Origin of the sequence: Chryseobacterium camelliae, assembly GCF_030818575.1 — a bacterium.
In the GTDB taxonomy this organism is placed as follows: domain Bacteria; phylum Bacteroidota; class Bacteroidia; order Flavobacteriales; family Weeksellaceae; genus Chryseobacterium; species Chryseobacterium camelliae_A.
Genome location: NZ_JAUTAL010000001.1, coordinates 2,466,795 through 2,491,910 on the forward strand (window position 1 = coordinate 2,466,795; position 25,116 = coordinate 2,491,910).

General features: G+C 38.9%; 20 protein-coding genes and 1 pseudogene. 8 read left to right on the forward strand and 13 right to left on the reverse strand.

Going from position 1 to position 25,116, the window contains the following annotated elements; genetic code table 11:
* Positions 1 to 67: 67 nt before the first annotated feature.
* Together QE404_RS19380 and QE404_RS11260 are read right to left on the reverse strand one after the other, a co-directional pair.
* Positions 68 to 301 carry a bacteriocin-like protein gene (locus tag QE404_RS19380; protein WP_409013974.1) on the reverse strand — a complete coding sequence of 78 codons (234 nt, stop codon included), beginning with the start codon at positions 299 to 301 and terminating at the stop codon, positions 68 to 70.
* 23 nt (positions 302 to 324) lie between these two features.
* Positions 325 to 546, reverse strand: coding sequence for a bacteriocin-like protein (locus tag QE404_RS11260; protein ID WP_307450506.1), 222 nt, complete (start codon positions 544 to 546; stop codon positions 325 to 327).
* A 447-nt stretch (positions 547 to 993) separates the two neighbouring features.
* Between QE404_RS11260 and QE404_RS11265 the strand changes: the two genes are divergently transcribed.
* The 7 genes from QE404_RS11265 (at position 994) to QE404_RS11295 (ending at position 6,914) form a co-directional block, all read left to right on the forward strand.
* The gene (locus tag QE404_RS11265) at positions 994 to 1,650 is read left to right on the forward strand and encodes a FadR/GntR family transcriptional regulator (RefSeq protein WP_307450508.1); all 657 of its coding nucleotides are present in this window, start codon (positions 994 to 996) and stop codon (positions 1,648 to 1,650) included.
* A gap of 51 nt (positions 1,651 to 1,701) precedes the next feature.
* Complete coding sequence (locus QE404_RS11270) at positions 1,702 to 2,934, forward strand: MFS transporter (protein WP_307450510.1); 1,233 nt, start codon at positions 1,702 to 1,704, stop codon at positions 2,932 to 2,934.
* Between the two features lie 37 nt (positions 2,935 to 2,971).
* Entirely contained in the window at positions 2,972 to 3,364 is a 393-nt protein-coding gene (locus QE404_RS11275; RefSeq protein ID WP_307450512.1) for a hypothetical protein, read from the forward strand.
* A gap of 117 nt (positions 3,365 to 3,481) precedes the next feature.
* Positions 3,482 to 3,859, forward strand: a complete 378-nt coding sequence (locus tag QE404_RS11280; RefSeq protein ID WP_307450514.1) for a VOC family protein — start codon at positions 3,482 to 3,484, stop codon at positions 3,857 to 3,859.
* Positions 3,860 to 3,975: 116 nt separating this feature from the next.
* Positions 3,976 to 4,974 carry an OmpA family protein gene (locus tag QE404_RS11285; RefSeq protein ID WP_307450515.1) on the forward strand — a complete coding sequence of 333 codons (999 nt, stop codon included), beginning with the start codon at positions 3,976 to 3,978 and terminating at the stop codon, positions 4,972 to 4,974.
* A 201-nt stretch (positions 4,975 to 5,175) separates the two neighbouring features.
* On the forward strand, positions 5,176 to 6,228 hold the full coding sequence (locus QE404_RS11290; protein ID WP_307450517.1) for a sensor histidine kinase: 1,053 nt from the start codon (positions 5,176 to 5,178) through the stop codon (positions 6,226 to 6,228).
* Positions 6,225 to 6,914, forward strand: coding sequence for a LytR/AlgR family response regulator transcription factor (locus QE404_RS11295; protein ID WP_307450519.1), 690 nt, complete (start codon positions 6,225 to 6,227; stop codon positions 6,912 to 6,914). Before QE404_RS11290 ends, QE404_RS11295 begins: the two co-directional genes overlap by 4 nt.
* Before the next feature lie 63 nt (positions 6,915 to 6,977).
* On the opposite strand, the gene QE404_RS11300 is transcribed toward QE404_RS11295, so the two are convergent.
* Positions 6,978 to 7,514 (reverse strand): adenylate kinase, encoded by a 537-nt coding sequence (locus QE404_RS11300; RefSeq protein ID WP_307450521.1) that lies wholly within the window; start codon positions 7,512 to 7,514, stop codon positions 6,978 to 6,980.
* A gap of 317 nt (positions 7,515 to 7,831) precedes the next feature.
* Here QE404_RS11300 and QE404_RS11305 point away from each other — a divergent pair, with 317 nt between their 5' ends.
* Positions 7,832 to 8,836, forward strand: a complete 1,005-nt coding sequence (locus QE404_RS11305) for an SDR family oxidoreductase (protein ID WP_307450523.1) — start codon at positions 7,832 to 7,834, stop codon at positions 8,834 to 8,836.
* Positions 8,837 to 9,042: 206 nt separating this feature from the next.
* Here the strand turns inward: QE404_RS11305 and QE404_RS11310 are convergent, their stop codons facing one another.
* From QE404_RS11310 to QE404_RS11355, 10 genes and pseudogenes are all read right to left on the reverse strand, one after another.
* Complete coding sequence (locus QE404_RS11310) at positions 9,043 to 9,468, reverse strand: hypothetical protein (protein WP_307450525.1); 426 nt, start codon at positions 9,466 to 9,468, stop codon at positions 9,043 to 9,045.
* Between the two features lie 121 nt (positions 9,469 to 9,589).
* Positions 9,590 to 10,045: pseudogene (locus QE404_RS11315) on the reverse strand (RHS repeat-associated core domain-containing protein); the annotation flags it as partial.
* Between the two features lie 128 nt (positions 10,046 to 10,173).
* The gene (locus tag QE404_RS11320; RefSeq protein ID WP_307450526.1) at positions 10,174 to 10,560 is read right to left on the reverse strand and encodes an Imm7 family immunity protein; all 387 of its coding nucleotides are present in this window, start codon (positions 10,558 to 10,560) and stop codon (positions 10,174 to 10,176) included.
* 3 nt (positions 10,561 to 10,563) lie between these two features.
* Entirely contained in the window at positions 10,564 to 11,547 is a 984-nt protein-coding gene (locus QE404_RS11325; RefSeq protein WP_307453387.1) for an RHS repeat-associated core domain-containing protein, read from the reverse strand.
* Positions 11,548 to 11,617: 70 nt separating this feature from the next.
* On the reverse strand, positions 11,618 to 12,130 hold the full coding sequence (locus QE404_RS11330; protein WP_307450528.1) for a hypothetical protein: 513 nt from the start codon (positions 12,128 to 12,130) through the stop codon (positions 11,618 to 11,620).
* Positions 12,096 to 12,356: a hypothetical protein gene (locus tag QE404_RS11335; protein WP_307450530.1), complete on the reverse strand. Its 261-nt coding sequence runs from the start codon at positions 12,354 to 12,356 to the stop codon at positions 12,096 to 12,098. Before QE404_RS11335 ends, QE404_RS11330 begins: the two co-directional genes overlap by 35 nt.
* A gap of 107 nt (positions 12,357 to 12,463) precedes the next feature.
* Positions 12,464 to 13,252 carry an ankyrin repeat domain-containing protein gene (locus QE404_RS11340; RefSeq protein WP_307450531.1) on the reverse strand — a complete coding sequence of 263 codons (789 nt, stop codon included), beginning with the start codon at positions 13,250 to 13,252 and terminating at the stop codon, positions 12,464 to 12,466.
* A gap of 1 nt (position 13,253) precedes the next feature.
* Complete coding sequence (locus QE404_RS11345; RefSeq protein WP_307453898.1) at positions 13,254 to 22,703, reverse strand: RHS repeat-associated core domain-containing protein; 9,450 nt, start codon at positions 22,701 to 22,703, stop codon at positions 13,254 to 13,256.
* A complete protein-coding gene (locus tag QE404_RS11350; protein ID WP_307453900.1) occupies positions 22,642 to 23,511 on the reverse strand; it encodes a hypothetical protein in 870 nt (289 codons plus the stop codon). Before QE404_RS11350 ends, QE404_RS11345 begins: the two co-directional genes overlap by 62 nt.
* A 9-nt stretch (positions 23,512 to 23,520) precedes the next feature.
* The gene (locus QE404_RS11355) at positions 23,521 to 24,912 is read right to left on the reverse strand and encodes a T9SS type A sorting domain-containing protein (RefSeq protein WP_307450534.1); all 1,392 of its coding nucleotides are present in this window, start codon (positions 24,910 to 24,912) and stop codon (positions 23,521 to 23,523) included.
* Between the last annotated feature and the right edge of the window lie 204 nt (positions 24,913 to 25,116).

A 25,116-nucleotide genomic window follows, 5' to 3' on the forward strand; every position in this document is an offset into this window, starting at 1 on the left:
AAAAAGGAGGTCTTTATACCTCCTAATAAAGAATATTAAATATCCTTTTCTATTTATTTGATAATATCTAATTACAGCGAGATACTCCTCCGTTTGATGTAACAGGATGGTAGCCAAGGCCTGTATTACAATAAGCTACAGGTGAACTTGACTGCCCCATCCCAACAGGTACAAAAGAGACATCACAAGTCCCCTCTCTAGTTACCCATGTTCCATCACTACCCTGTATAGCTACAGAACAAGCACGTCCACCTTTTATATTTCTTAAATTTTCTCGCGTAAGTTTTTTTAAATTACTCATATTAATTTTATTTTAAAAGTTAATTAATCATTACAGTGTGATACACCACCATTTGAACTTAAATTGATATTCCCTAATCCAGTTTCGCAATAAGAAGAACCAACACCGGCAACAGGCCCAACAGGCTGACAAGTACCAGTACGCGTAGTCCATTGTCCATCACTACCCTGTATAGCGATAGAGCAAGCGCGTCCCCCCTTTATACCTCTTAAATTTTCTCTTGTAAGTTTTTTAAAGTTTTTCATAAATAGAACATTTTATTTGTTAACATTTCAAAGATAATTTCTTTTATAATTCAAAATAGTATGAAATAAATATTTTAACAAACTTTAACTATCCAAATTATTATTTCCCATTATAATACTCATTTACAGATATTTATATCGCAAATATTAGCTTGAAATTAACACAAATATGCACTTCCAGCAGTCTATTTACAATTTATTTATTCATTATAATGAGATATAATTGATTATTTATTGAGAATATAATTAAAAAATCAAGTTGATTAATTCTAAAACTAGATTTTTATAAATCAGATTTAAATTGATTACTGATTAATTTATATTAGCAAATGATAAGTTAAATATGTTTGATCTGGAATTAACATTATTTAAATATAAAAATGTCTTTATCCTATCCGAAAAAATTACTATCTTTGCACTCATCAGATGATATGATGATATAAATATATGCAAATCCTTAAAAAGACATTAGCACAGGAAGTAGCCGACCGTTTAACGAATGAGATTCTTAATGGTGACTATGCAGTGGGTGAGAAATTGCCTATTGAACCTGAGCTGATGAAAATCTATGGCGTCGGCCGCTCCAGCATCCGGGAAGCGATAAAAATCTTATCTATACAAGGGATTTTACAGGTGCAGCAGGGTGTTGGGACATTTATCATGTCAAGGAATGCTGAAGAATCTTTGGATTCTCAGATGCAGAAATCCAATGCTGCAGAAATCCAGGAAGTCCGTTCTATACTGGATGCAAAAATAGCAGCGAAGGCCGCTCTTTATCGCAGCGAAAAAGATCTGAAGACTATTAAACAATATTTAGATGACAGGGGCAGGCTGGCCGACGAAAATAATGCCTCGGAATGTTATCAGGCTGACATCAATTTTCATACGGCGATAGCCGAATCTTGCGGCAATAGGCTTTTAAAAGAAATTTACAGCGTAGCATGCAGGCATCTGATGAAATTTTTTGAAGTAAGCCATAAAAATGAAGTGGAATTTTTCAAGCTTTCACAGAAAATCCATACAGATCTTTACGAAGCTATTGAAAAGAAAGATTCTGAAACAGCTGCCCGCATTGCTCAATTTATTGTGGACAGAATATATTAAAAATTTTAATCAAATTCATCAGATGATATGATGAATATAAACATTTACATTATGGAAAATTCAAAATCCCATGCCGTACAGACCACAGCAATAGTCTACCCTATTCTGTTTATGATCAGTTTCTCGCATTTCCTGAATGACCTTATCCAATCTACCATCCCTTCACTGTATCCTATCCTGAAGGGTGAATTCCGTTTGTCATTTGCTCAGATTGGGATGATCACTCTGGTATTTCAGCTTACGGCATCTATCTTTCAGCCTTTCGTTGGTTATTATACAGACAAAAAGCCCAATCCGAGATCACTGGCGATTGGTATGGGTTTGTCGATGGCCGGATTGCTGCTGTTGGCGGCAGCACATCAGTATTACGTTATTCTCATTTCGGTTGCACTTATCGGGATGGGCTCATCAGTATTTCATCCGGAGGCATCCAGGGTTGCCCAGTTAGCATCAGGCGGACAGAAAGGGCTTGCTCAATCGATCTTTCAGGTAGGCGGAAATTCTGGAAGTGCAATAGGACCTCTGCTCGTTGCTCTGATTGTCCTTCCTTTAGGTCAGGGTTATGTAGGCCTGTTTGCTGTAGCTGCACTGATTGGTATTATTGTATTATGGAGGATCGGAAACTGGTATGCTGAAAGGCTATCCTTTAAGAAGAAAGTTTCACATTCAGATACTGTGATCACTGTTCAGTTGTCACGAAGAAAAATCATGTTTTCCATCAGCGTCCTTCTCGCTCTTGTATTTTCGAAATACATTTACCTGGCTTCCATGACGAATTACTTTACGTTCTTCCTCATTGATAAATTCCATGTTTCAGTGCAGGATTCCCAGCTGTACCTGTTTATGTTCCTGGCTTCGGTGGCGGTAGGCACATTATTGGGAGGAAGACTGGGCGACCGCTACGGAAGGAAGAAAATCATCTGGATTTCCATCCTGGGAGCAGCTCCTTTCACACTTTGCCTCCCTTACCTGAGTTTATTCTGGACAGTAGCTTTTGCTGTATTAATAGGACTCATCATTGCTTCCGCATTTTCGGCGATTCTGGTGTTTGCCACAGATCTGCTGCCTAACAAAATCGGATTGGTTGCAGGACTTTTCTTCGGATTCATGTTCGGTATGGGAGGTATCGGCTCTGCTGTACTGGGAGCCATTGCAGATGATACCAGCATTGAATATGTCTTTAAAATATGTGCCTTTTTACCTCTGATGGGCATCATTACGGCATTCCTGCCCAATATAAAGGGAAATAAAATAACCGCCGGAACAAATACTCAGTCGGAATAAATCTCTAATCTCCCTACCCTAACCCTTAGCCAGACAAATGATCAATTATAAAGATTTAATTAAAGACAGTTTTAAAGCCGTGGTTGAAGATTTACATTACAGCCAGGCTACGGTTGACCAGTATTTCAGCAAGAATTACAGACAGTACGTCGATGGAAAGGAACTTGATTACGAACGGTTCTGCAGGCATATGAGAATCCAGAAACAGTCCATTAAAGGCATCTCAATAGATTTCAAAACGATTGTCCAGGAAAATCATATCGTCTTTACCCGTCATATCGTCAATATAACAACTGTTGAGAACAGGACTGCGGTAATTCAGGTGATCGCTGAGTTTCATATTGAAGATAATAAGATTCAGTACTGTAACGAACTGACCCATATGATCAGCGGGGATCAGCGGGAGCGCGATATTGGCTCACGCCAGTAATATGGACCATGCAGCAGGAACATCATTTTTTAAAGTTGTACAGCAGTAATGGCTAATGAAATTTTCTTCGCAAACAACCAAAAATATTATATTTGTTATACCAAATCAAATTCAAATATGAAAGCACGGTTGTCTGATGTGATATTGTATGTACGGGATGTCGATCATTTAAAAAAATTCTATACGAATCATTTCGGCCTTGAGGTTATAGAGGAAGATCCTGTATGGGCATTGCTGAATGCCGGGAATATTTCTATCGGGCTACACAAAATGGGTGAACAATACCTGCAGCCATTACCTTCCGGTCATCAGTTTGACAACAATACCAAAATCGTTTTCGAAATCGATCAGGATATCCAGGCAGCGAGAGCCGAAATGATCTCTAATGGGATCAATATGAGGGAAATCAAGACCTTTGATTCCTATGATTTCTGGCTCTGCGACGGTAGCGATCCGGAAGGCAATGTTTTTCAGCTGAAAAGCAGGAAAAAATGAGCAGCTCCGATATCATAATCAGCCGAATCTATTCCTATAATCATTTCATGGGTACTCTATGATCTCAATAGAGTTCAAGCTTAGAATTTATCAAAAACCAATCAAAATTATACACAATGAAAAACACAGCACTTGTATTAGCCCTGGCCATCGCGGTCCTCTCCTGCAATCAGAAGTCAAAGGAAAAAACAGATGCAACCAGCCAAACAGAAATGCAGGCGTCTGAACAAAAGCCGCAAAGTGACAGCACGGCTGCATTTGACATTGAAAAAATCCCTTACTCCAATGCCGACCTGGGTACTTTTCCTTTTTTCACGCTGCCTAAAGGGCTGAAAGAAATGAACAAACCTTTACAAAAAGATTTCGATGTATGCTTTTTCCCGATCAACGGCGTGATGAAGCCTTTTGAAGGGAAGTTGTACAAAACCTTTGTGCAGGCTGATGAAGGGACTCAGTTTTCGCAGCGCTACTTTGAAAAAAGCATGGAAGATTACCTGAAGTCCATAGGAGCAGTGAAAGTTTTTGACGGAACCATTACCAAAGAAGAATATGACCGGTACCATGAACAGGATCCTAATAAAGGCGGTGAAGGAGACATTGGCTATGACGGCGAGCAGATCAAGGTGTATGTGATACGCAGCAAAGACCAGGGCAATATCTTTGTCCAATATTCTGCTACTAATGCTTCGGGAAAACTTAATATCTTACAGGAAAAAGGGTTTAAGCAGACCATGAGTAAGATTACGGCAGATGACATCGTAAAAGACCTGGCTGAAAAAGGAAAGTCCATCCTGTACATTAATTTCGATACAGATAAATCAAGCATTACAGCTGATGGCAAAGATGTCGTGAGCCAGATTGCAGAAGCCCTGAAGAAAGACAGCAATTTAAATATTTCCATCGAAGGGCATACAGACAATACCGGAGATGCGGCACATAACAAAAAGCTGTCTAATGACCGCGCTAATGCTGTTATGGCAGCCCTGATCAGTCAAGGCATATCAAAATCACGTCTATCGGCCAAAGGTTTTGGTGCTGAACGTCCGTTGGTAGCGAATGACTCCGAAGACAATAAGGCGAAAAACCGCCGTGTCGAACTGGTTAAAATTAAATAATCTAATCATTATAAAAAATAAAAAGCCGTTCCGCTTCTCAAACCGGAGCGGCTTTCATTTAAGATCATATTTTTGCGGCCAATGAAATCTTTTATTGGATGCGGGAGCCGTCTGCATGAAAAATGGTGTTGTTCATCCTTAATTCAATCCTTCTGTATTATTTACCGGAATTTATCCCTTCATAATCTGTAGTTTTGTACTATGGAAAAGGCACAAAAAGATCATTCACTTTCGGTGATAGGCTACCAGGCAGTATTCTGGACGGCTCTTTTCTTTTTCGGACTGGCCCAGGCTTACAGCCATAACGGAGATGAAAGTCTAAAGGAAATTATCCTTTATAATCTGTGTCATCTGCTGTTTGAAATCGTCACGGCCAATATGATATACTACTTTCTTGTCCGTCATTTTTTTGACCGTAAACGATACGTACTGTTTATCATCAATACACTTATCGCCGTTTACCTTTTCTCTGTCCTCAATCGCATTTTCATTGTTTATGCTGCTGAACCTTTTTTCTCGTCCGAGCCTCAGGATAGTCTGGGAGCAATCATAACCGATCTCAATTACCTGCTGACTCATTATGCCTTCCCGATAATCACAATATCGTTTATTTTCATCTGTTTCATGCATATCCTGCGATATAAAAATGAAAAACAGGACCGTATACGGTTACAGAAAGAAAAAGCAGAACTTGAGCTGAAGGTTTTGAAATCCAGCCTGAACCCTCATTTTCTGTTCAACACGCTTAATAATATCTATTCCCTTTCTCTTAACCACCCCGAAGATACTCCTGAATCAATTGCCGGTCTGGCTGACATTTTTGATTATGTGATTTACAAAGGACCGCAAAAATTAATCAGGATTACCGATGAAATGGCAGTCATTGAGCGTTACATGGAACTGGAAAAACTCCGTTATGGCAGCAATTTTCACATTGAAAAGGCTGTTAATGTGTCCACTGAAAATATGATCCCTCCTCTACTGTACCTTTCGCTGGTTGAAAATGCATTCAAACATGGCGGTAACGCAAAAGGCGGCCTTAACATCTCGCTGGAGCTGCATGCAGATGAGATGGAGTCAGTACTCAGGGTTCAAAACAGCTGCTTCGGGGAGAGACATGATACTGAAGCGGGAATAGGACTGAAAAATATTGAAGAGCAGTTGAAGCTGTATTATCAGAATAATTTTCAACTGAATATCCGTGAAGATCCAAAATACTTTAGTGTAGAAATGATAACCCCTGCCAAATTATGATTACCTGCATCATCGTCGATGACGAACCCCTGGCTATCGAACTACTGGAAAACCATATCAGAAAAATAGAAAAGCTTCAGCTTGTCGGGAAAGCCAGGAATGCAATAGAAGCACATGCAATTCTCCAGCAACAGGATGTAGACCTGATATTTTTGGACATCCAGATGCCTCACCTAAGCGGGATCGACCTGATGAAATCGCTGGCTGTGAAACCGAAGGTGATTTTCACCACCGCTTTCAGAGAATTTGCTGTTGAAGGGTTCGAGCTTGAAGCGGTTGACTATATTCTTAAACCGATCACTTTTGAACGGTTTTTCAGGGCTGTTGACAAAGTAGCAAGAAATACAGTCATTGAAAAACCTGAGAGTGCGATCATGATCAGAGCCGACGGGATCAACAGAAAGATCAGAACGGATGATATTATATTCATCGAAAGTCAGGGTAATGATGTGAAATTATGCCTGAACCATACGGTTTACCTGACTAAATATACGATTACGGATTTAACAGAACGGCTTTCAGAGAACGGTTTTATAAGGATCCACCGTTCGTTTTTGTTTAATCCGAAGTATGTTACCGGCTACACCAATTCTGAAATTGTAATGGGTAATTGTACAATTCCTGTAGGGAGGAATTATAGAGAGAAATTCAACGCATTTGTTACAACATATTCTAAAGCAAAGTAAAGCATAGCGGTCGGAAACTATAAGCCTGATGATTTTCTGATATAGGAATCTAATATCTGATGGTTATCTTTTTAATTTCCAGAAACGGTAATAGTCCTTCAGTTCCCGGAACGAATTTAAATATAGCAACCGGACGTTAGTGTTTGCTATCAGTTCTCTGTATTTCCCTCGGTTTTTAGGCGCCCTGAATATTATATACCGGATCAGCGAGAAGCTAAACTGTCGGGTTGCACCTTCAAGATTTCCCGGCCGCGAATCTGAATTTTTAAATGAACGAATAATATACCGCAATACAGAACCGGTCACTTTAAAATCCAGCCATATAACTGCTGTAGCAGCACCAAACCGCTCCTGCATTAAAAAACTGTAGTTTCCCTCAATGATCCATACATTGTTTTCTGACAGAAACCGGTCATGCTCTTTCTTGAACAGGATTCGATCCCTGGGTTCCCAATCGGTTCCCGGCAGGTGCGCCAACTGATCAAGATGGCATACCTCAGCCTGTAATTTTTCTGCCAATGCTTTTGCCAGGGTAGATTTTCCTCCTGAACTGGGACCGATGATACAGATTCTTGTTCCTAAATGCTCTAACGATATCATTTGAATAGGTTTTCAGATGGAATAAATAAGCTGATCATGAATATATCAGATGTAAAGATACTTAAGTTATGCTGTGCTGATATCGAATTTGAATCAAAATTTAAAACCAATAATATTTAATTTACTCACTACAAAAGTTTTCACTCAACTGAACTGAACTTCATTTTTTTTAGCCTCAATGTAATTATTTTATATTTTAAATCATAAAATAGAATTTGATGCTAAAAATATTTTAAATCGATATAAATCATACATTGGAATGCTGCTTGCTACTATCTTCGGATATTACTACCAACAACACCAAATTATATAGACGTATGGAAAAGCAAATTACCAGAAGAAATGCCATTGGCAAGTTAGCTACTACCCTGGCCTTTGCAGCAGTTGCTCCGGCAGCGATGGCCCAATCTAGTAAAACTACCCCTAAAAACGGTTCAGGACCCGGACTTACCGATCCTACCACTAAATATCCAAGACCGCCATTTAAGAAGCAGCCGCAGCCGTTTCCTGGCCTTGGGAGCAAAATGACTCCCGTACCCGATCATGGTGAAGAAAGCTATGTAGGATCAGGAAGGCTTATGGGAAGAAAAGCCCTGGTTACCGGAGGCGATTCGGGAATTGGAAGAGCTGCAGCTATTGCCTACGCCCGTGAAGGAGCCGATGTTGCCATCAATTACCTTCCGGAAGAAGAATCCGATGCACGTGAAGTCGTAGCATTAATCCAGAAGGCCGGCCGTAAGGCGGTCGCAATTCCGGGAGACATCCGTAATGAAGCCTTCTGTGCACAATTGATTGCCCAGACCGTACAGCAGCTCGGAGGGTTGGATATCCTGGTTAACAACGCAGGTTACCAGCAAAGCCATGATTCTATCCTTGATATCAGTACTGAGGAATTCGACAGGACCATGAAGACGAATATTTATGCTCCATTCTGGATTACCAAGGCTGCATTGCCCCATCTGAAACCGGGTTCATGCATCATCGGGACTTCATCTGTCCAGGCCTATGACCCGTCGGAAAACTTATATGATTATGCCCAAACAAAAGCGGCAACCACCAGTTATGTAAAGTCTCTGGCCAAACAGCTCGGACCAAAAGGCATCCGTGTCAACGGCGTAGCACCCGGACCAGTCTGGACTCCGCTTCAGGTCTGCGGCGGTCAAACCCAGGACAATGTACAGGTTTTCGGGAAAGACACTCCTCTGGGCAGACCCGGACAACCTGCCGAATTAGCCTCTATATTTGTCCAGCTTGCTGCTTCGGATGCAAGTTATGCTACAGGACAGGTTTATGGTGCTGCGGGAGGCGGTGGACAGCCTTAGCCTTATTGGATATTTATAAACAAACAGGCGACTCTTTAGTGGAGCCGCCTGTTTTTTGAATATAATTGCAAATGATTTACTCTTGGATAATATGTATTTTAATACAGTCCATTTGAATGTATTAGTAAAAGAATACTTTTAATTTTCCCTCGCCAACGTTTAAATATAAGTTTTTATACTTAAAACGTATGATAAACAAAACTTAGTCAATGAGTTGGTTTTATTTTTATTGTTTTAAATATTTTTAAAAATGTATTTTTATTCTCTTCATTTAAGTCATTGCTTATGATGACAAATTTGTTCTTATCAACATCCACACTGTCAAAATAAATCCCAATTAATCCTTTGTCAGATTTCTTCGGAAGCATTACTTGAGCAACATTTTTATTGATCGTATCATAATAATAATAGTTATCATTGAAAATACCGTTTTTATAATCCTGTTCTAAATATTTAGAATAATAAATTTTAGCACCCCTCGAACTAACCTTATTATAAACTTCTTTTTCTTCAGTAACTGAATAATCTTCTACAAAAGGTTTATAATAAGAACCATAATAAATAGATCCAATTTTTCTTTCATGAAAAATAATATCATAGATATCTGTATCTATACTCTTGACTTTGTTCAATACAAAATCTGCCGGGATATCAAAACTTACATTTCTAATGTTCTTTTTTTATTGAACCACTACCATCACATGAATAGAGAAAAACTAAAATAACTACGGAAAAAAATTTATATAACATAGTTTATCTGGTATTTTTCGCGTTAAAATTTCGAACAGCTTTTTTTAATTCAGATGATCTTCTGAAGTTGGGATTATACTTTGAAGCTTTATAAACTTCTCCTTCTTTAGCATTCATAGGAGCCATTGCTGCCTGTGCTTTTTGCTGTGTCGTTATATTAGGAATCGGAATTCCAATACCTCTATAAGCTCTTCCATTTGCTCTAGAAGCTGTTTGCTTACCATTTGGATCAATTAAATTGATAGGATTTTGATAAGTATAAACATAAGGATTTAAATTCCCATAGTTATAAACGCTGCCATTACGTTCACCATCACCATAGAACTGACTTTGTAGTACAGGATCATATACCGCCAGCGGATCAACCCCATACCAAATACTCAACCTAGGAGTATAATACCTCGCGCCATAGTAATAAAGAGCGGTTTCGCTGTCTAATTCTTTCGCATTAAACCTATACTGGTTGCTGTATTTTCCGGCTACCTGCTACTTAATTAAAACTGATAGCACTTGTAATTGATATTTATTGACCCCTTACAAGCCGTTTTTGAACTATCAGTAGTTAATAAATAATACCGTGATAAAAGTTAGTTCTCAATAACAGGCAAACATGGGCTTAAAATCACATCTGTAAATTCTTCAACTGTTCCCTTTGATAATCTGATTACAAAATAATTATTGCTGTGGCTCCCTTCTTGGTCTCTATAGAAAATTACTCCATACGAAGCTGGTAGAACTTTTGCAATCAGGCTTAATAAAGCTTTTATATCTTCTAAAATACCATTCTCATGATTTGTTACAGCGATTAATGACAGAACATAATTTTCGTTGCAATTTACAATTTTAGCAAACTGCGAAGAATTATTATATTTATCAATACACTCATCTAAAAAAATTATTTGTTCTTTTAATTTAAGAAAATTTTCTTCATAAGAATCAAATGATAAAGTAATCCAACCTTTATATTCAAACATATATTAATATTTTATTTCAAGTTTCACATTGTATCTCTTAGAATATTCACTTAGCTTATTTATTACTTCTTGTGCAGGTTTTGAATCAAATTTATAGTAGACCCCCCTTCCGGTAGCTTTTGCATCTTCAAACGTTGCTTTTGCTTGATTTCTAAAAGATTTGCCAAATGAGCTCGTAAGCCCAGGCTTATGCTGTCCAATCCAAGTATCGGAGATAGCATCATACTCTCTGTTTGAATATCTGAATCTAGCTTGAGCTTTTCCTCCAATTTCCTTAGCTAATTCATGAGCACCTTTGTCAAATTTCATATTCGTCGGTAAAACATCAAATAAAGATTGTGAAAAAGCTTTTCTTGCAATAGCACCAACACCTTCTAAGGCCCCCCAAATCACTAAATTCTTAGTTGCTCCAGCTCCTTCTTGCTCATATTTTTGAGCTGCAGTTTCATTTCCTCTGCTTCTCCAGTAAGATTGCATTTCCATGCTATGATAAGCACTCCCAACTTCGTATGCAAGCATAAATCTTGTTCCCAATCCACCTGTAAGGAAACCATCCGTAAGGCCTGCTGCAATCATATTAATTTCTTTAGTTAACTCCAAATATTGACCAGCAACCTGTGATCTCGTTTCAGAGTTATCTCCATATATATTATAACTTAATGACTGCTTCCCATTAGGATCAATATATTTAATGGGATTCTGATAACAATAAATATATGGATTAAGATTACCCTGATTATAAACCCCACCATTATGCTCACCATCACCGTAAAACTGACTTTGCATTACAGGATCGTATACCGCCAGCGGATCCACACCATACCAGATGCTCAGTCTAGGATTATAATACCTTGCGCCATAGTAATAAAGAGCGGTTTCGCTGTCTAATTCTTTCGCATTAAACTTATACGGGTTGCTGTAAACTGTTCGCTCCTGATGCATTACCCTGGTCTCTCCAAAAAGTAATTTTAAGAGGCTATATAATATTTATAACCAAATATTATCATAAGGTATAAGTTTCATATATGAAAAAATTATCGTACAAATACTCATCTTTTCATTCATAAATCAAACTATCTTTTGGACTTAAAACTCGTATAACTTTGTAAATTTTATAATTTCCATCAAAGAAAAAACGAATACCTGTCCCTCCGGAATTAGAAGTATATAAATATTTGTTAGGATTAATCTGTTTTATAGATACTTTTACTTTACCATCAAAAGAAGGCATAGGTACAGGGATATCATAAGTGTAATTATCATTATATAGAACTAATACTTTTTTATAATCTCTAATACTGTCATTAGTAATTAAATCAACATCTTCATAATATCCATCTTTTTTCTTAATCATATAATTTTTTGATGTATAATTTTTCCCATTTTCATAAGTCGTTAAAATCCATTGAATTCCATCAGAATTATAGGTAAAAAGGATAGTGTTTTTAGATTCAATATTATTCTTTAATAAGACCTTCTGATCCTTATTCTTTCCACAAGAAAGGATGAAGAAAAACAATCCAAAAATTAAAACTCTAATTTTTCTTATAGCTTTTATAACTTTTCTCATAATGTTTAAGTTTTGCATCAAAAATTTGTTTGTATTTAGGATTTCTTTTTATCAAGTCCTTTTTTATACTTTCAAATTTTTTATATCCAGGATGACTTACATCCTGATCCCTTAGAGAAATATGGTCATTATTACCATTAGCGGTTGTTTGTTGATATTCTTCAAAACTTTTAAGACCAACTTTTTTAGGTTTTTCCAAATATTTACCAAATGCATAATTCTTCATGACCCATTACTTCCACAAGGCCTTCTTGTATAGTGCCGTCACTGGAGCCCAAATAAATATTTAAGTTTAAATTGCGAGTCATTTTTTGCAATAGACACTGCCATAATTTATAAACATCCTTTTTTCTTCAAAAGTTTTTTTATCTCAGAATATTCTTTAACTGAATGATCAGCTTCATCATTAATCCATTCTTTCATGTAAATAGATATTTCACTATTATCATTTCCATATTTTTTATATAAAACCATTCTACAATCTGCTCCTTGTTGCAAAAGATATAGAACAATATCATAATTACGTGATAAAGTTGCTATCCCAAGTGCTGATCCAGCTTGCTTATTGTTAGTAAAGTTTATTTTTGCTCCATTCCTAATAAGGGTTTTAACTGTACGCAAATTTCCTGTGAAAGAAGCGCAAATCAATGGTGTTCTGTTTGTTTTCTGTTCCTGCTTTCCCTCGTCACATTCTATAAAATTCACTTCTGCTTTGTATCTAATCAGTTCCTCTACATACTTAGTTTTATCATCAAAACTTTCACAGGCGGTAATCAAAGGAGAGCTACAATGCATTAAATCAGCAATATTTGGATTTGCACCTAGTTTTAATAGTTCTTTGAAGCCCTTATAGTTATCATTATAAATACTAAGATTCAAAAGGGTATTTCCATATTTTTTTTCCTGATAATTGATTATTTGAGGATTTTTTTTTACTTCTTCATCTATTCTATCCACATCATCACCCCAAACAGCTTTAGCTAAATTCCAAGCAGGAGTATCCTGAAATAGTCTGTAATCTGCTCCTAAAAGGTTATTCTTATCAACTTTCTTATCTTGGTCGATTTTATTACAAGCTTCGACCATCAATAACAGTGAAAATAGTATTATGATTTTTCTCATTTTATTTTTTGTATTTATCTGGGCTAATACCAAATTCTTTTAGTATATTGTCCATACTATGACCATTGTAAAAGGACCCTTTAGTAGTCGGCAAGATATAATGTCTTTTTCCATTTACGTTTGGCATCAAATAGTTATTATCTTGTATATTATTAAGTGGATCTGTTGTCATTATATAAGCATCTATTTTTCCTTCTGTCCTGAAGGCTGCTGTAAATCCCCCAAACCAACCTTTCATATCAGAATTATTTTGCCCATTCAGATACTTTGTAGCTATTCCCACACCTGCAGCATTAAAGGTTATAGCTTCTCTTCTTGTAAGATTTGAATTAAGTGCAGCAAGACCACCTCCTAATGAATGACCAGTGTAAGAAAGCTCCATATCTCCTAACTCATTTGACAGTGTAGTAGCATTTTTAGCAGATAAAGAATATTGACTTGATGCACCTAATGGTTGCGATACATCTGCAAGACCATCTTTAGCCAAATCTTCTGTACCAGCTGTTGCGTAAGTATATTCTGTTACTTTTCCATTTACTACTCTTTCATAGACCTGAGATTTAAACCCTGACTTTTGATTTTCTAATGTAATTCCAAAATCTTTTTTAGAAACTCTCCAGCCACCAATCAGAATATTATCTTTTTTGTCACCATAAACATGTGCAGCCATTGCAGCAGCTTCCTTAGGTGTAGGCTTATAAGGCTCTCTACCATCTGGATCAGTAAAGATTATTGGATTGTTAAATGTATAAGCATACGGACTCCAACTCGGATACTTCTCCGCTAGCGGATCCACCCCATACCAGATGCTCAACCTAGGATTATAATACCTTGCGCCATAGTAATAAAGAGCGGTTTCGCTGTCTAATTCTTTTGCATTAAACTTATACGGGTTGCTGTATTTTCCGGCTACCTGCTGCTCAATCAACGTTTCCCCGAAAGGTAAATTTACAAAAAACTGCGTTGCCTCACCATTGTCATCCGTCACAAATGTCGCGGTTCCCAAATGATCCCCATGAAGGTAATACAGGCCATTCTGAGCCGCACTGGCTTTCAGTTCCGTATCAATGCTCCGCATATCCAGGCCGGCCTTTTCAGCATAATGTTTGAAATCTGCTTCAGAATCCGGCTCAGGGTCCTGGCTTTTACCGTTGGATGAAGCATCAGCCGCTTTGTTAATTTGTCCGGAATTATCGGAAAGGCGGCTGGCTATCCTCTCGCTGCCGGCATAATAATGCTTGGTGTACTTACCGTCAGATGTTACTACCATGAACGGATTCAGATAAATAGAATAGGCGTTCAGCACCATAGATCCGTCTACCAGCGCCCCGTTCTGATACAATTTGGCCTGCTCACCCAGGGTGTATTTTATAGCACGATCTCCTTTGTCATCATACGCATAATACTGGTACACCCCGGCTTCATCAGAATAAAATGCTTTCATACGGTCTTCCTCATCCCAGTACATAAACTTGTTGCTGTCCGGTAAAATATCTACCCCGGGATTGCCATTGTGATCATATTTGAACTGATTGTCTATACCGGTAGCCTGATCTGTAATCCTTCCCACCTTATGCGTACCGCTTACATAACTGTAATCGTTATCGTACGTATTTAAAGGATCCGTATTGCCCTGATTGCTTACACTCTGCCGTTTTTTAACAATCCCGCTGGTAGCATTATATTCCATTGACAGGTCAAAACTGGCATTGATGCTGTTCGGGTCCGGATGCTGGTCCTTGATGCTTTTCTGTACCATTCCCTGTGAAGAGGTTAAACGGTTCAGTGAATCATACCGGTAGGAAAAATCGTATCCTCCGCCAAGCTGATTGGGCGTTATTGTACTGCCATTGGCAATCCTTACAATATTTCCTACGAGATCATATTCATAATTGTTATCCAGAAATACGGCATAATTATCTTTCTTAAGGATGCTGTTCTGCAAAAGCCTCCTCGATGGGTTGTAGATATAGGATGAATACGTTCCGTTACCGTTCATGACTTTGGTACGCTGCCCGTACTCGTCATACTGAATAACGCTGATATAATCCCCGAACTGGTTGCTGGCCATCCTTTTAAGGTTACCGCCGAGGTCATAGGAATACTGTATCGACTCCGTATCGGCATACCTCATCGATAACAGCCTGTTCCAGCTGTCATATTCATAGCTCGTGGTAAAAGTCACCGTCGGGATATTATAACCGGAAATTGTCCTTCTTTCAGCGATTAATTCCCCCATATTCCCATAAAAGTAATCCGTATCACCCGTACCGTCTGATTTTCGGGCTACCCTTCCGGTAGAAAACCCTGAAGTCCCGTACTGATAGGTCACATTATTAGGGTTGGCACTTCCGTCAGGCAGATTAGGATAATTGATATTCATCAGCCTGTTCCCATTGTACCGGTATGTTATATAAGTCTGAGACATCCCTGAATTGGCAAGGTTGGAAGTCGTTTTTCCGGTAAGGTGGCCGGCAGCATCATACAGATAGGCATTGGTTCCATGATCCGGATGTTCTTCCCGAATCCTTCTTCCGCCCAGGTCATAAAAATAGCTGGTCGTAATGTTTTCAGGATCCACAACAGACGTGAGTTCCCCGGCACCGTTATAATTATACCTGGTGGTAAGCGCCTGGTTTCCGATGAAATTATTGGTCCTTACGGTCCTGCCTTCTGCATTGGCAAAAGTTTCGGCTCTCTGCTGTACAGACTGATTCTGCATCTGCAGGATGATATGCTTAAACATTCCGTTATCTATGGCATACTGGTTCTCAGTAAGGTTTCCGTCTTCATCAAAATCATAAATCACCCGGTCCAGAGCATCATACTGGCGTGAAGTAAAGTACTGCGCGGTGGTTAGTTTTATACTTTTATTGACTGCCGTATCCTTATTCTCAAAGGTAGGATGATACTGTTTGACAGGCCTTCCCAGCGCATCGTACAGAACAATGCCGGATACGGACATTTTTTCGTCACCAGCCATTTCTATATCCTTCTTAACCTGTACGGTTTTGCCCGTAAAGTCGGAAAGGCTTATCGTTTCAATCGGATTATTCTGATGAAGCGGATCATAGTTCTGCGTTACGGCACCGTACAGGTTAGGCTGCGTATTTCCTATCGTAATGGGAGAATTGAAGTAACTATACTGGACGGTATACTGAGACACACCTGCTTCTTTTGGTCCCAGGACAGTCGTTATACGGCCCATAGCATCATAGGAATACTTTATTTTGCTTCCGCCGGTATCTGTGGCTTCCAGCACAGCATCCCATTTAGGATCGTACGTTGCGGAAGAAACTACCTGGAAACTATCGGTCACTTTCAGCACATATTTTCCGGATGCATCGTAATCATAGGTTAAAGCATATCCGGTAGGATAGGTGATGGTTTTGATATTTCCAAAAGTGTCATACGTTAAATCAGTAGAGGCTGTTGTGCCAGAGGACGTCAGCGCAACATTCACCTGACTGATATCACCGTTGTTTTGGTTAATCTGGGTATTTCTCTGGCGGATCAGGTTGTTGGAACCATCAAATACCCTGATTTCCGCCGGTACATCTAAAATATTAGCATTTAGTAAGGTGCTATAATTATGGTATGAAATTGCCGATGAATAATTTCCTGCCGGGACATTACTGGTATATGCATAATTGATTAGCTGGCCTCTGTTATTGTATGCCATTGATGTAGACGTAGAGAGCGAAACCCCATTTTCATAGGTCGTCTGTGTACCACCAACAGGCAATATCCAGGCAAGCCTGTTACCTTCTTTGCCTCCGACATCATATGTTTCGAATTGTGAGGATGGAATTTCTGTAATCTGACTGTAATTATTACTGTAATTATACATCTTATACAGATGATCTGAACTGTTGCTGAGCACACCGGCAGGAAAGACTTCACTCCTCCTTATCAGTCCGCTATTAAAATAAGTAGTATTATAAAAGGTCTGCACTGACCGTCTGTATACACTGCTTCCGTTCATTTCCTCAGCAATTACTTTTTCAAACCCATAAACCGTTCTTTCCCTGCGGTCATACCGGGAATTTTCATAGCTGAAACGGGTCACCCTGTCCTTATCTGCTGTAGCTTGGGTATAAGTAGATGAAGTAACGTCAGGATTAAGCACCTTCACTTCGCTCATCACCCATTTTGAATGAGGGTCATTGTAGGTAGGAGCAGAAAATTTATAATCTATGGTGAACGTGCCTTTTGTACTCAACTCAGTTACCTTTGCAAGCTTGTTGGTCCTTCCTATCCTGGAATAATTAACCTGAAGTCCATTACCGTTATTGATGACCAGATCCGGATATCCATCACCATTGACATCACGCAGCCCTTTGTTGATTTCTGAGATAGAGGTTCCCAAAGTCCCGCTCATATCTGATCCTGCCCTGAAATATAAGAGCGTGATCCCGAATATCGTGATCATCGGTGCATTCACATAAAACCCTCCATTCAGGGTTAATGCACCGTTATATGTTTTACTTTCGTTCCCATAATCTATGAGTGATCCTACTTTTGAAAGAGGGGTTCCCGGTGCGAACTTATTCCCCATATTATAGTTTACCTGGGTATTGCCATTATTATCAACAGTAATAAGATCTGCCAATCCGTCGCCATTAATATCCTGGAAGGTCCTTTTCCCCGTACCGCTGGATGCTGACGCACTTACATTTCCTGACACCCCCCATCCGGAACTGAATGTCGTTCCCTGGGAAATCAATCCGGAAAGCCCGCCACCAATACTTGCAGAGACAGAACCTACCGGTTTTGAGACATTGGTATCAAGTCCCGGATAGGTTTCATAGGGGTTATTGACCAATCCTGTTCCGTAATTCAGCTTGTATTTAAAATCAGACCCGTCCTTTTCAACACGATCTACCAGTCCATCGCCATTAATATCTGCCCAAAACTTGTTTCCTTTTTCGTACGAATCCGGATAATCTGAATACCCTAATCCTCCTGACCAGGCTGTCGACTCATCACCTTTGGCATCAGAATCTTTATTACTGATCATCCTTCCAACGGTTTTTACTGCCGTGTTGGAAAAGGCAACCGTATTTGTTCTTTGAAAACTGTCATTATCTGAGATAGGAGAATCGCCATTGTTCTCAAGGTTCCTGCCTAAAGCAGGCTGAAGACCGCCCAATGCATTGGTAAGCTGTGCCTGATCACGGTAAAGGATATCAGGATACCCGTCCCCATTAACATCAAAGAAATCCTGTGTATTGATATTTCCGTACCCTCTAAGCTGGGAAACAGAGTGAGAAATTACAGTGAGACCCGCACCCCAGTTGGTAGTTTTTGCCTTGCTTTTTTGCTTTTTCTCTATGGCATACATTTCTGTATTTAAATCCCCCTGTAATTCCGTATCCGGTTCATCCGGATCGTCATTAACAAAAAACGGAGTGATGCTTTCTTCATCCCGGAAGCTGGCTGCCATTGAATATTGTTCCGTGAAAAGATTGTTCACCCATTTTTCAGTAGATGCACTTCCATTTTTTACATAATAAGTGATCAGAGGAACAATAGGATTAAATCCTGCCATGATATTGGTATTGGCTATATTCTGAAAATTATTCTGAATAATGTCGCCTACACACTCAGTATATTCATTTTGATCCGTGATACCTGAGCAAGAAGAGTAATCGTAATTAAACTGTGAGAACGGGGCATCCAGGAAATCACTGTTGATCAACGCTCCGTACTGGTCTTTCGGAGTATCCGGGTTCAAAGTATAATCCGGACCATTAGATGCTACCGGAGCTGTTGGCGGTTCATCCTTAGGGTCAGGTGGCGACATCGGATTCTGTCCTTGCTTAACATCTTTCTTTTCATTGTATACAAACTGCCCCCAGTTGTGATATACGGCACTTATTCCGTTAAACTCTCCCGTATTCACAGAAGTTTCTGAAGTCGATCCTGCAAGCTGGAAAGAGGATCCGTAGTATACGTTAAATACCTGATCCTGAAGCTGAGCGCGCAATGATTCATAAGCCGCGCGGTCCATTGGTGTATTGCAGAATACCAGTATGTTGATCTTATCCTGAAGCTGCACAGACTGATACGGATCGCCTGTAAAAAAGAGGATTGGATCAAGCCCGTTGATTGCAGATCCGCTTATAGTTGTTTCAGTAATTCCGGCATTTGTGATTCCGACTTTTCTCTTGCCCACCACAAGGCCGTTCTTTTTGATGATGTAGGTAAAATTACCGCTCAATGAAGGTGAAAAACCGATGTTCTTGTTAACCGATATTGAATAATCATTGTTTCCCTGAGGCAGATTACTGAGGTTTGACACGTGGAATTTCGGTTTAAAATCCGTAATATAATACGATGGATATTCTGCAACATCATAAGCGGATGTCTGGGTCTGACCGTTATTTACTTTAATATTTTTCCATTCCAGTTCTTTATTCATGTAAGAATCTGACAGCACGGAGAATTTGAGATGCCATCCTCCCGGAACTCCTAAAGGAGCATTGAAATTAAGACTGACATCCTGTATGGATACAGGACCTGTTGTCTGTCCGTATGTTTTGGTATACAACACCTTAATATCCGTTGCAGGGTCTACAATATCTTCTTTAGATAAAGTGATCTGATACGTTACATCATCCCTCAGCTGAGAAACTGTAAATGCGGGAACTTCTATACTATGCGTACCTGATCCTGAAAATTTAAGTGTCTTGGTAAGATTGTTCAGCAGGAATTTCTGTTGATACTCCAGTGCGTTCGGCTGGAAACCATCCTGCTCTTCTTCCATTGAATCCCCGATATTATACCCCAAATTATCAACATATTGTATTTTGGGAGTGGTGTTGACCACATAATTCGTCCCTTTCTTTTTGTGCAGCCTGAAATACACTTTATCTCCCGATTTCACTGCGATTCTGTCTGAATGGCTTATTCCAAGCGGTGTTGAAGGATAATCATTGTAGTGTTCAAGATATACTGAAACAGGTGCGCTATTACCAGTAAGCGTAGTAAGAAAAAGCCTGCCATTCTTTGGCATATTAAACGGATCTTTCATCTCTACTGAATAAACAGCGGTTGCCTCTTTTAGAGGGTCTGCCATAGAAATCTGATCCGAAATCTTAATGAATCCCGCTTTCGGAGCAATCCAGACTTTTACGACATCGTTTTTTGCTTTTACGGGTTCTTCGCCGTCATCATCATCGTCATCTTCCTCCGGCTCCGTATAAGGTACAGCAACATTTCCTTTAAGCACCATATTTTCAGTCATATCACTGGTCGTTACCATTTCAGGCTGCCCATTATCTTTAATATGGTTAAACCATACTTTGTTATCCTTAACAATATCCGGCAGGCCATCTGAATTGGCATCAATAAGATATACAGGAGTAACAGATTTACTCTTAGACCAGCTTTTGGTAAAATCAAATCCCATTTTCCACCAGTTAAACAACACGGTGCCGCCAGTAGTAAAGGTGCTTCCTGTGGTCCTGGAGAAATTACTTTTTAAGTTTAAAATATTCTGTTCGGCGGAAGTAAACTGAAGATTACCATTACCATCGAGGCTTCCCGGAATAATCTTAAGCCCATTGTCCCCGTTTCTTTTACGATAAAGAATATCTGTAATACCGTCGCCGTTGAAATCTATGAGTTCGATACCTTTTTTTACATCGGGATAAGATTCCCCAAGAAATCCGCTCACCATAAAATTCTTATCCCCGGTTTTATGCGGCCTTAAAAGACCGAATCCAATTCCTGCACGCAGGGACCAGCCCCATTCGAAATTATGGTCGGCACTGATCTTAGAAGGTGTGAGGGCACTGCTTACAGCTCCCGAAAATGCATCCGGAGTTGGTGCCTGAACATTCTGGTCAGCAGAAAAAAGAGCATTCCCTATATCATTGTGATATTCCAGCTGATAATTAACACCTGGACCCTTGATGGATTGTAATAACGTTTTGTAAAAAGCTCCGGTTTGGTAGGAAAAAGTATAGTTTTTTACTATGCCGTTAAGCGATGCCGACGTATCGTTGTAATTTACCGTAATATTATCCAGACGGGCTGTTTCTACTCTTTTCACCCCTTCTTTGGCACTGATTGAATAGTCCGGCCTGGAAGCATCCTTATAACTGAAAGATACGGAATAAGGTCCGTCATTATCATTTCTTCCGGTGTATGTAATCCGCTCTATATGGAATTGCCGCCCGTTGGCAAGGTTTAAATTATCCCCGGTTACGGGATATTGACCTGCCTGCAGTATTTTATTGTCATAATAGTATTTGATATTATTATCATGAACATCTATTTCTTTAGTAATTCCCCATTGTACAATCTGTCCCTGATCAGTTTTTACAACTGCATTGTTATTTACAGACATTCCGTCGCCGCCATAATATCTTTTGGTACCATCCGTATCGGTAATGATCCAGGTATAGGAGGTTGGTGAGCTGCCATATCTTTCAATTCTGGTAAATCCGTTATTTTTCCTCAGATAGAAATTCTTTTTACCTGAAGTATTCCTAGCCTGTCTTGTAACATCCAGCACACCATTTCCATTGATATGCCTGTGCGGAAGGTACCCCCCTTCATAAACCAACATTTCTCCATCCAGCAGATAAAGTTCGGTTTCATAATTAGGATCAAAGCCGGGAGTGCCCCAACGTGTATCTAATGTTATCCCGGAAACCCCGGAAATACTCCAACCTTCTCCCATTACGCCATTACCGTTACTGCTGTTATAAGATATTGCGAGGTTAGGCTGCATCCCATGAACACCCGAAGGCATAACAATTGGATAGCTCATAGAAGCGTCTCCTCTCTGATTGGGTGAAGGTGGTGATAATAATTGCACTCCTGCTACAGGATCAGCAGCCTTCAGCCCACTGATACTCGTAGGTGCAAATGCATTGAGCTGCGGAGATTCGGGTACAGAAATAACACCATTGATGTAATCTGTATTTCCATCACCTTCAACAGTTACGGTTTTAGTCTTACTATCAACTGCTGAGGCTTTTTCAATCACCCATTGTTTCCTGGCATAATCAAAATAAAATACTTTGATATCTTTTGGTGAAACAAGCCCTAAACGTTTCTCATCATAGGGCATGGTAAGCTTTACTTTTTTGTTTAGTTTGCCTGAGACTACGGATAGTCTGTAAGCGGAGTTCCCAAGAGTCACATTTTTCAAACCTTGTGATGTAGCCGGAAAATCTTTAGACCTTAATTTTAAAAGCTCAATGCGGGCAGCCTCGGAAGTCCCCTTTTCAATGTTCAAATTCATGCCCTCATATGCTATACTAAGCTCATCACCTTCAGAGATATTAATATCTTTCGCCTTATAGTAGTCGGCATTGAATGTTTTAAAAGATTTTGATTCAGAAGGAAATTTGTATGAAGTTTCAATACCATTCTCACCAATCAGAAATGAACCTTTGGTTTGATCTGATTCTGAAAGCTGAATTATATTTTTCAAATTCACCGTTAAGGACCGGTATCTGCTCATTATTAACACTGATATTCTTGTCGATAGCATTGTTACCTTTTATATACAATCTGCCATCGGACAAAATTGTACTGATGTTGATATCAGACCTCTTTTGACCGGTCTCAAATACTATTTTTACATTTTTTACTTTATATTTAATGCCGTCTGATGGAGAGGTAAAAAGAATGGTATTTATTCCTTTTATAATCTGCTCAGTACCGATAGCCTCTTTCTGATGACTCCACTGGGCATTCGGAACAATCATATTCCCTCCGATAGCAATATTCCTGTTGATAGACCTTGCTACCGACTGATGAGAAGCAAGTCCGAAAAGATCATATTCCAGATAAGCTTTGGTTTCCTTTCCTGTAAGCCCGGAAATATCTATGGTAAAGAAATTATCAGAAATGCGGTCTTCTTCCTTGTCCGAAAAAACCCCTATAGTTCCTTCTTTCTCCTTTGAAAAATAAGTATTGGCAGGGACTGAGATTGTATTTTGTGCATCAGATAGACCTACAGTCGTATTTTCAGATTCAGGCAGCGTGTTTTGTGAAGAAGATTTCCGAATGGTAAGATCTTTATCCTTATTCTGTGATTGACCTGAAAAGTTTTCATATCCGGCTTTTGCAGTTTCCTCCTTTTGAGGTATAAACCGGCTGATGAAATCCTTTTTGAAATTCCTGAATTTCTGTCTGTCTTCTTTAGTAAAGCCTGCAAAAGTAAGCATGCCTATAAGAAAGCAAATGAATAAACATGACTTCTTCGTGAAAGGAAGTCTGGTGCCTCTAATTTTCATGATATAGTTTTAGTCTACGATGAGTTTAAATGTTTTAAGGATTTTCCCGTTGTGGGTAAGAATAATCAGATACGATCCCTGGCTCGCCATATGATTTGCGTAAGACCGCGCATTCCTGTCCACTTTATCTAAAATGATCAGCCTTCCTCCTGCATCATATACCGATACGGAAAGGTCTTCCATAGATGGGAATGTCAGAGTGAAGTTCTGGTCTTTTTTAACCGGATTTGGATAGAGATTGATCATATTGATCATTGATGAAAAGTCGTTGTCTGAAGCTTTAACTCCGGCTAATGGTTGTATACCGTCATCTTTACCCCTATGATTTTTTAACGGGCTTGTTCCAAAAGTAAAATATACATTACTCCCGGAGTCAAAAGCATTCATAAATTCAACTTTGCTGAATGTTATATAATCGTTTTCTTCCTTTCCTGTTATCTTTAAAGTTTCCCCATTTTCTTTTTTTACAAACATCCAATATTCAACAGGTAGAGCACGCGGATTAATTTTTTCCTTATCGATCCTGACCTGGTAATTCTCTCTGGGAATTGTATTCCCTATAAAATTGATTTCCCAATTCCGCTCTAAAATATCGAAGTTTCCTTCGCTTTTTAAATAGATAGCCTTATTATCATCTGACCAGATAACAAAATTATAATTGTCTATTGGAGAACCATTTTCTACATTGATCTTTTTTATATCATTCAGTCCGATGGTCAAAAAAGAATCTTCCTGGTTAGAGGACTGCTTTTGATACAGTTCATTATTTTCATCCCTACCTAATCCGGTAACCCTGAATTGATATCCCTTGTGCATTTCCGGATCCCAGATCACTTTCCCGTCACTTGCATAGTATTTGCCTTTTTCAAGTGAGATTCCATATTTAATAGAGAGATAAGAATGTATTTTATTTAATTCCATCGCTTTAGCTTTACGGGGAATAAAGATCATTTCATATACATTATTATTGGCTAACCGTATATTCACACTATCTGATCCGGCCGCTTTTGAGTCGGCATTCGATGCAAAGGAAAAAAAGCTTGGCTTTTTCTTAAGCTCAATATTTTTATCCTTGTATGCTTTTTTAAATTGATTATTTGCTAAAGTGATTTTTTCACCGTCGTTATACCATATCACCTCATCTTCTTTAGAGGCATAGACTACAGTAAGGGTGTGACTTTTATTCCTGCTGTGCTTTATGTAGTCACTGAGCTGGTTATCCGGTAGTCCGCAATGGAAGTTCAGAATATTTCCGTCACTGCATTGTGCTGCATCGCGGGAATTTTCCTTTACTTTTTGCCATAACTGTACGCCTGAGGCAGTGAGCTGACCAGATGCTGATATAGCATGTAAAAATAATAAACCGGTAAAGAGTTTAATTTGAATACGATAATTTTTCATGGTTACTATATCTGAATTAAATTGTAGAAAAATAATTGATTCTGATTGGTATCCAGCAAGTAAAGAAAGGAATAAGAGTTTTTTCCATAGTATATCAGCCTTAGTTTTACGCTACAAATCTAGCAAAAAAACAGTTAACAAAATCAATTATTTATTAATAATACTTAACAATGTTTAAATATTTATTAATAAATTAAAATATTT

Coding starts and splice junctions, on each gene's coding strand:
- QE404_RS11330 (WP_307450528.1), bottom strand. CDS start 12,130: ATGAGAAAAGTTATAAAAGCTATAAGAAAAATTAGAGTTTTAATTTTT.
- QE404_RS11285 (WP_307450515.1), top strand. CDS start 3,976: ATGAAAAACACAGCACTTGTATTAGCCCTGGCCATCGCGGTCCTCTCC.
- QE404_RS11320 (WP_307450526.1), bottom strand. CDS start 10,560: ATGTTTGAATATAAAGGTTGGATTACTTTATCATTTGATTCTTATGAA.
- QE404_RS11350 (WP_307453900.1), bottom strand. CDS start 23,511: ATGAAAATTAGAGGCACCAGACTTCCTTTCACGAAGAAGTCATGTTTA.
- QE404_RS11270 (WP_307450510.1), top strand. CDS start 1,702: ATGGAAAATTCAAAATCCCATGCCGTACAGACCACAGCAATAGTCTAC.
- QE404_RS11260 (WP_307450506.1), bottom strand. CDS start 546: ATGAAAAACTTTAAAAAACTTACAAGAGAAAATTTAAGAGGTATAAAG.
- QE404_RS11340 (WP_307450531.1), bottom strand. CDS start 13,252: ATGAGAAAAATCATAATACTATTTTCACTGTTATTGATGGTCGAAGCT.
- QE404_RS11355 (WP_307450534.1), bottom strand. CDS start 24,912: ATGAAAAATTATCGTATTCAAATTAAACTCTTTACCGGTTTATTATTT.
- QE404_RS11280 (WP_307450514.1), top strand. CDS start 3,482: ATGAAAGCACGGTTGTCTGATGTGATATTGTATGTACGGGATGTCGAT.
- QE404_RS11300 (WP_307450521.1), bottom strand. CDS start 7,514: ATGATATCGTTAGAGCATTTAGGAACAAGAATCTGTATCATCGGTCCC.
- QE404_RS11265 (WP_307450508.1), top strand. CDS start 994: ATGCAAATCCTTAAAAAGACATTAGCACAGGAAGTAGCCGACCGTTTA.
- QE404_RS11295 (WP_307450519.1), top strand. CDS start 6,225: ATGATTACCTGCATCATCGTCGATGACGAACCCCTGGCTATCGAACTA.
- QE404_RS11275 (WP_307450512.1), top strand. CDS start 2,972: ATGATCAATTATAAAGATTTAATTAAAGACAGTTTTAAAGCCGTGGTT.
- QE404_RS11335 (WP_307450530.1), bottom strand. CDS start 12,356: ATGAAGAATTATGCATTTGGTAAATATTTGGAAAAACCTAAAAAAGTT.
- QE404_RS11290 (WP_307450517.1), top strand. CDS start 5,176: ATGGAAAAGGCACAAAAAGATCATTCACTTTCGGTGATAGGCTACCAG.
- QE404_RS19380 (WP_409013974.1), bottom strand. CDS start 301: ATGAGTAATTTAAAAAAACTTACGCGAGAAAATTTAAGAAATATAAAA.
- QE404_RS11305 (WP_307450523.1), top strand. CDS start 7,832: ATGGAAAAGCAAATTACCAGAAGAAATGCCATTGGCAAGTTAGCTACT.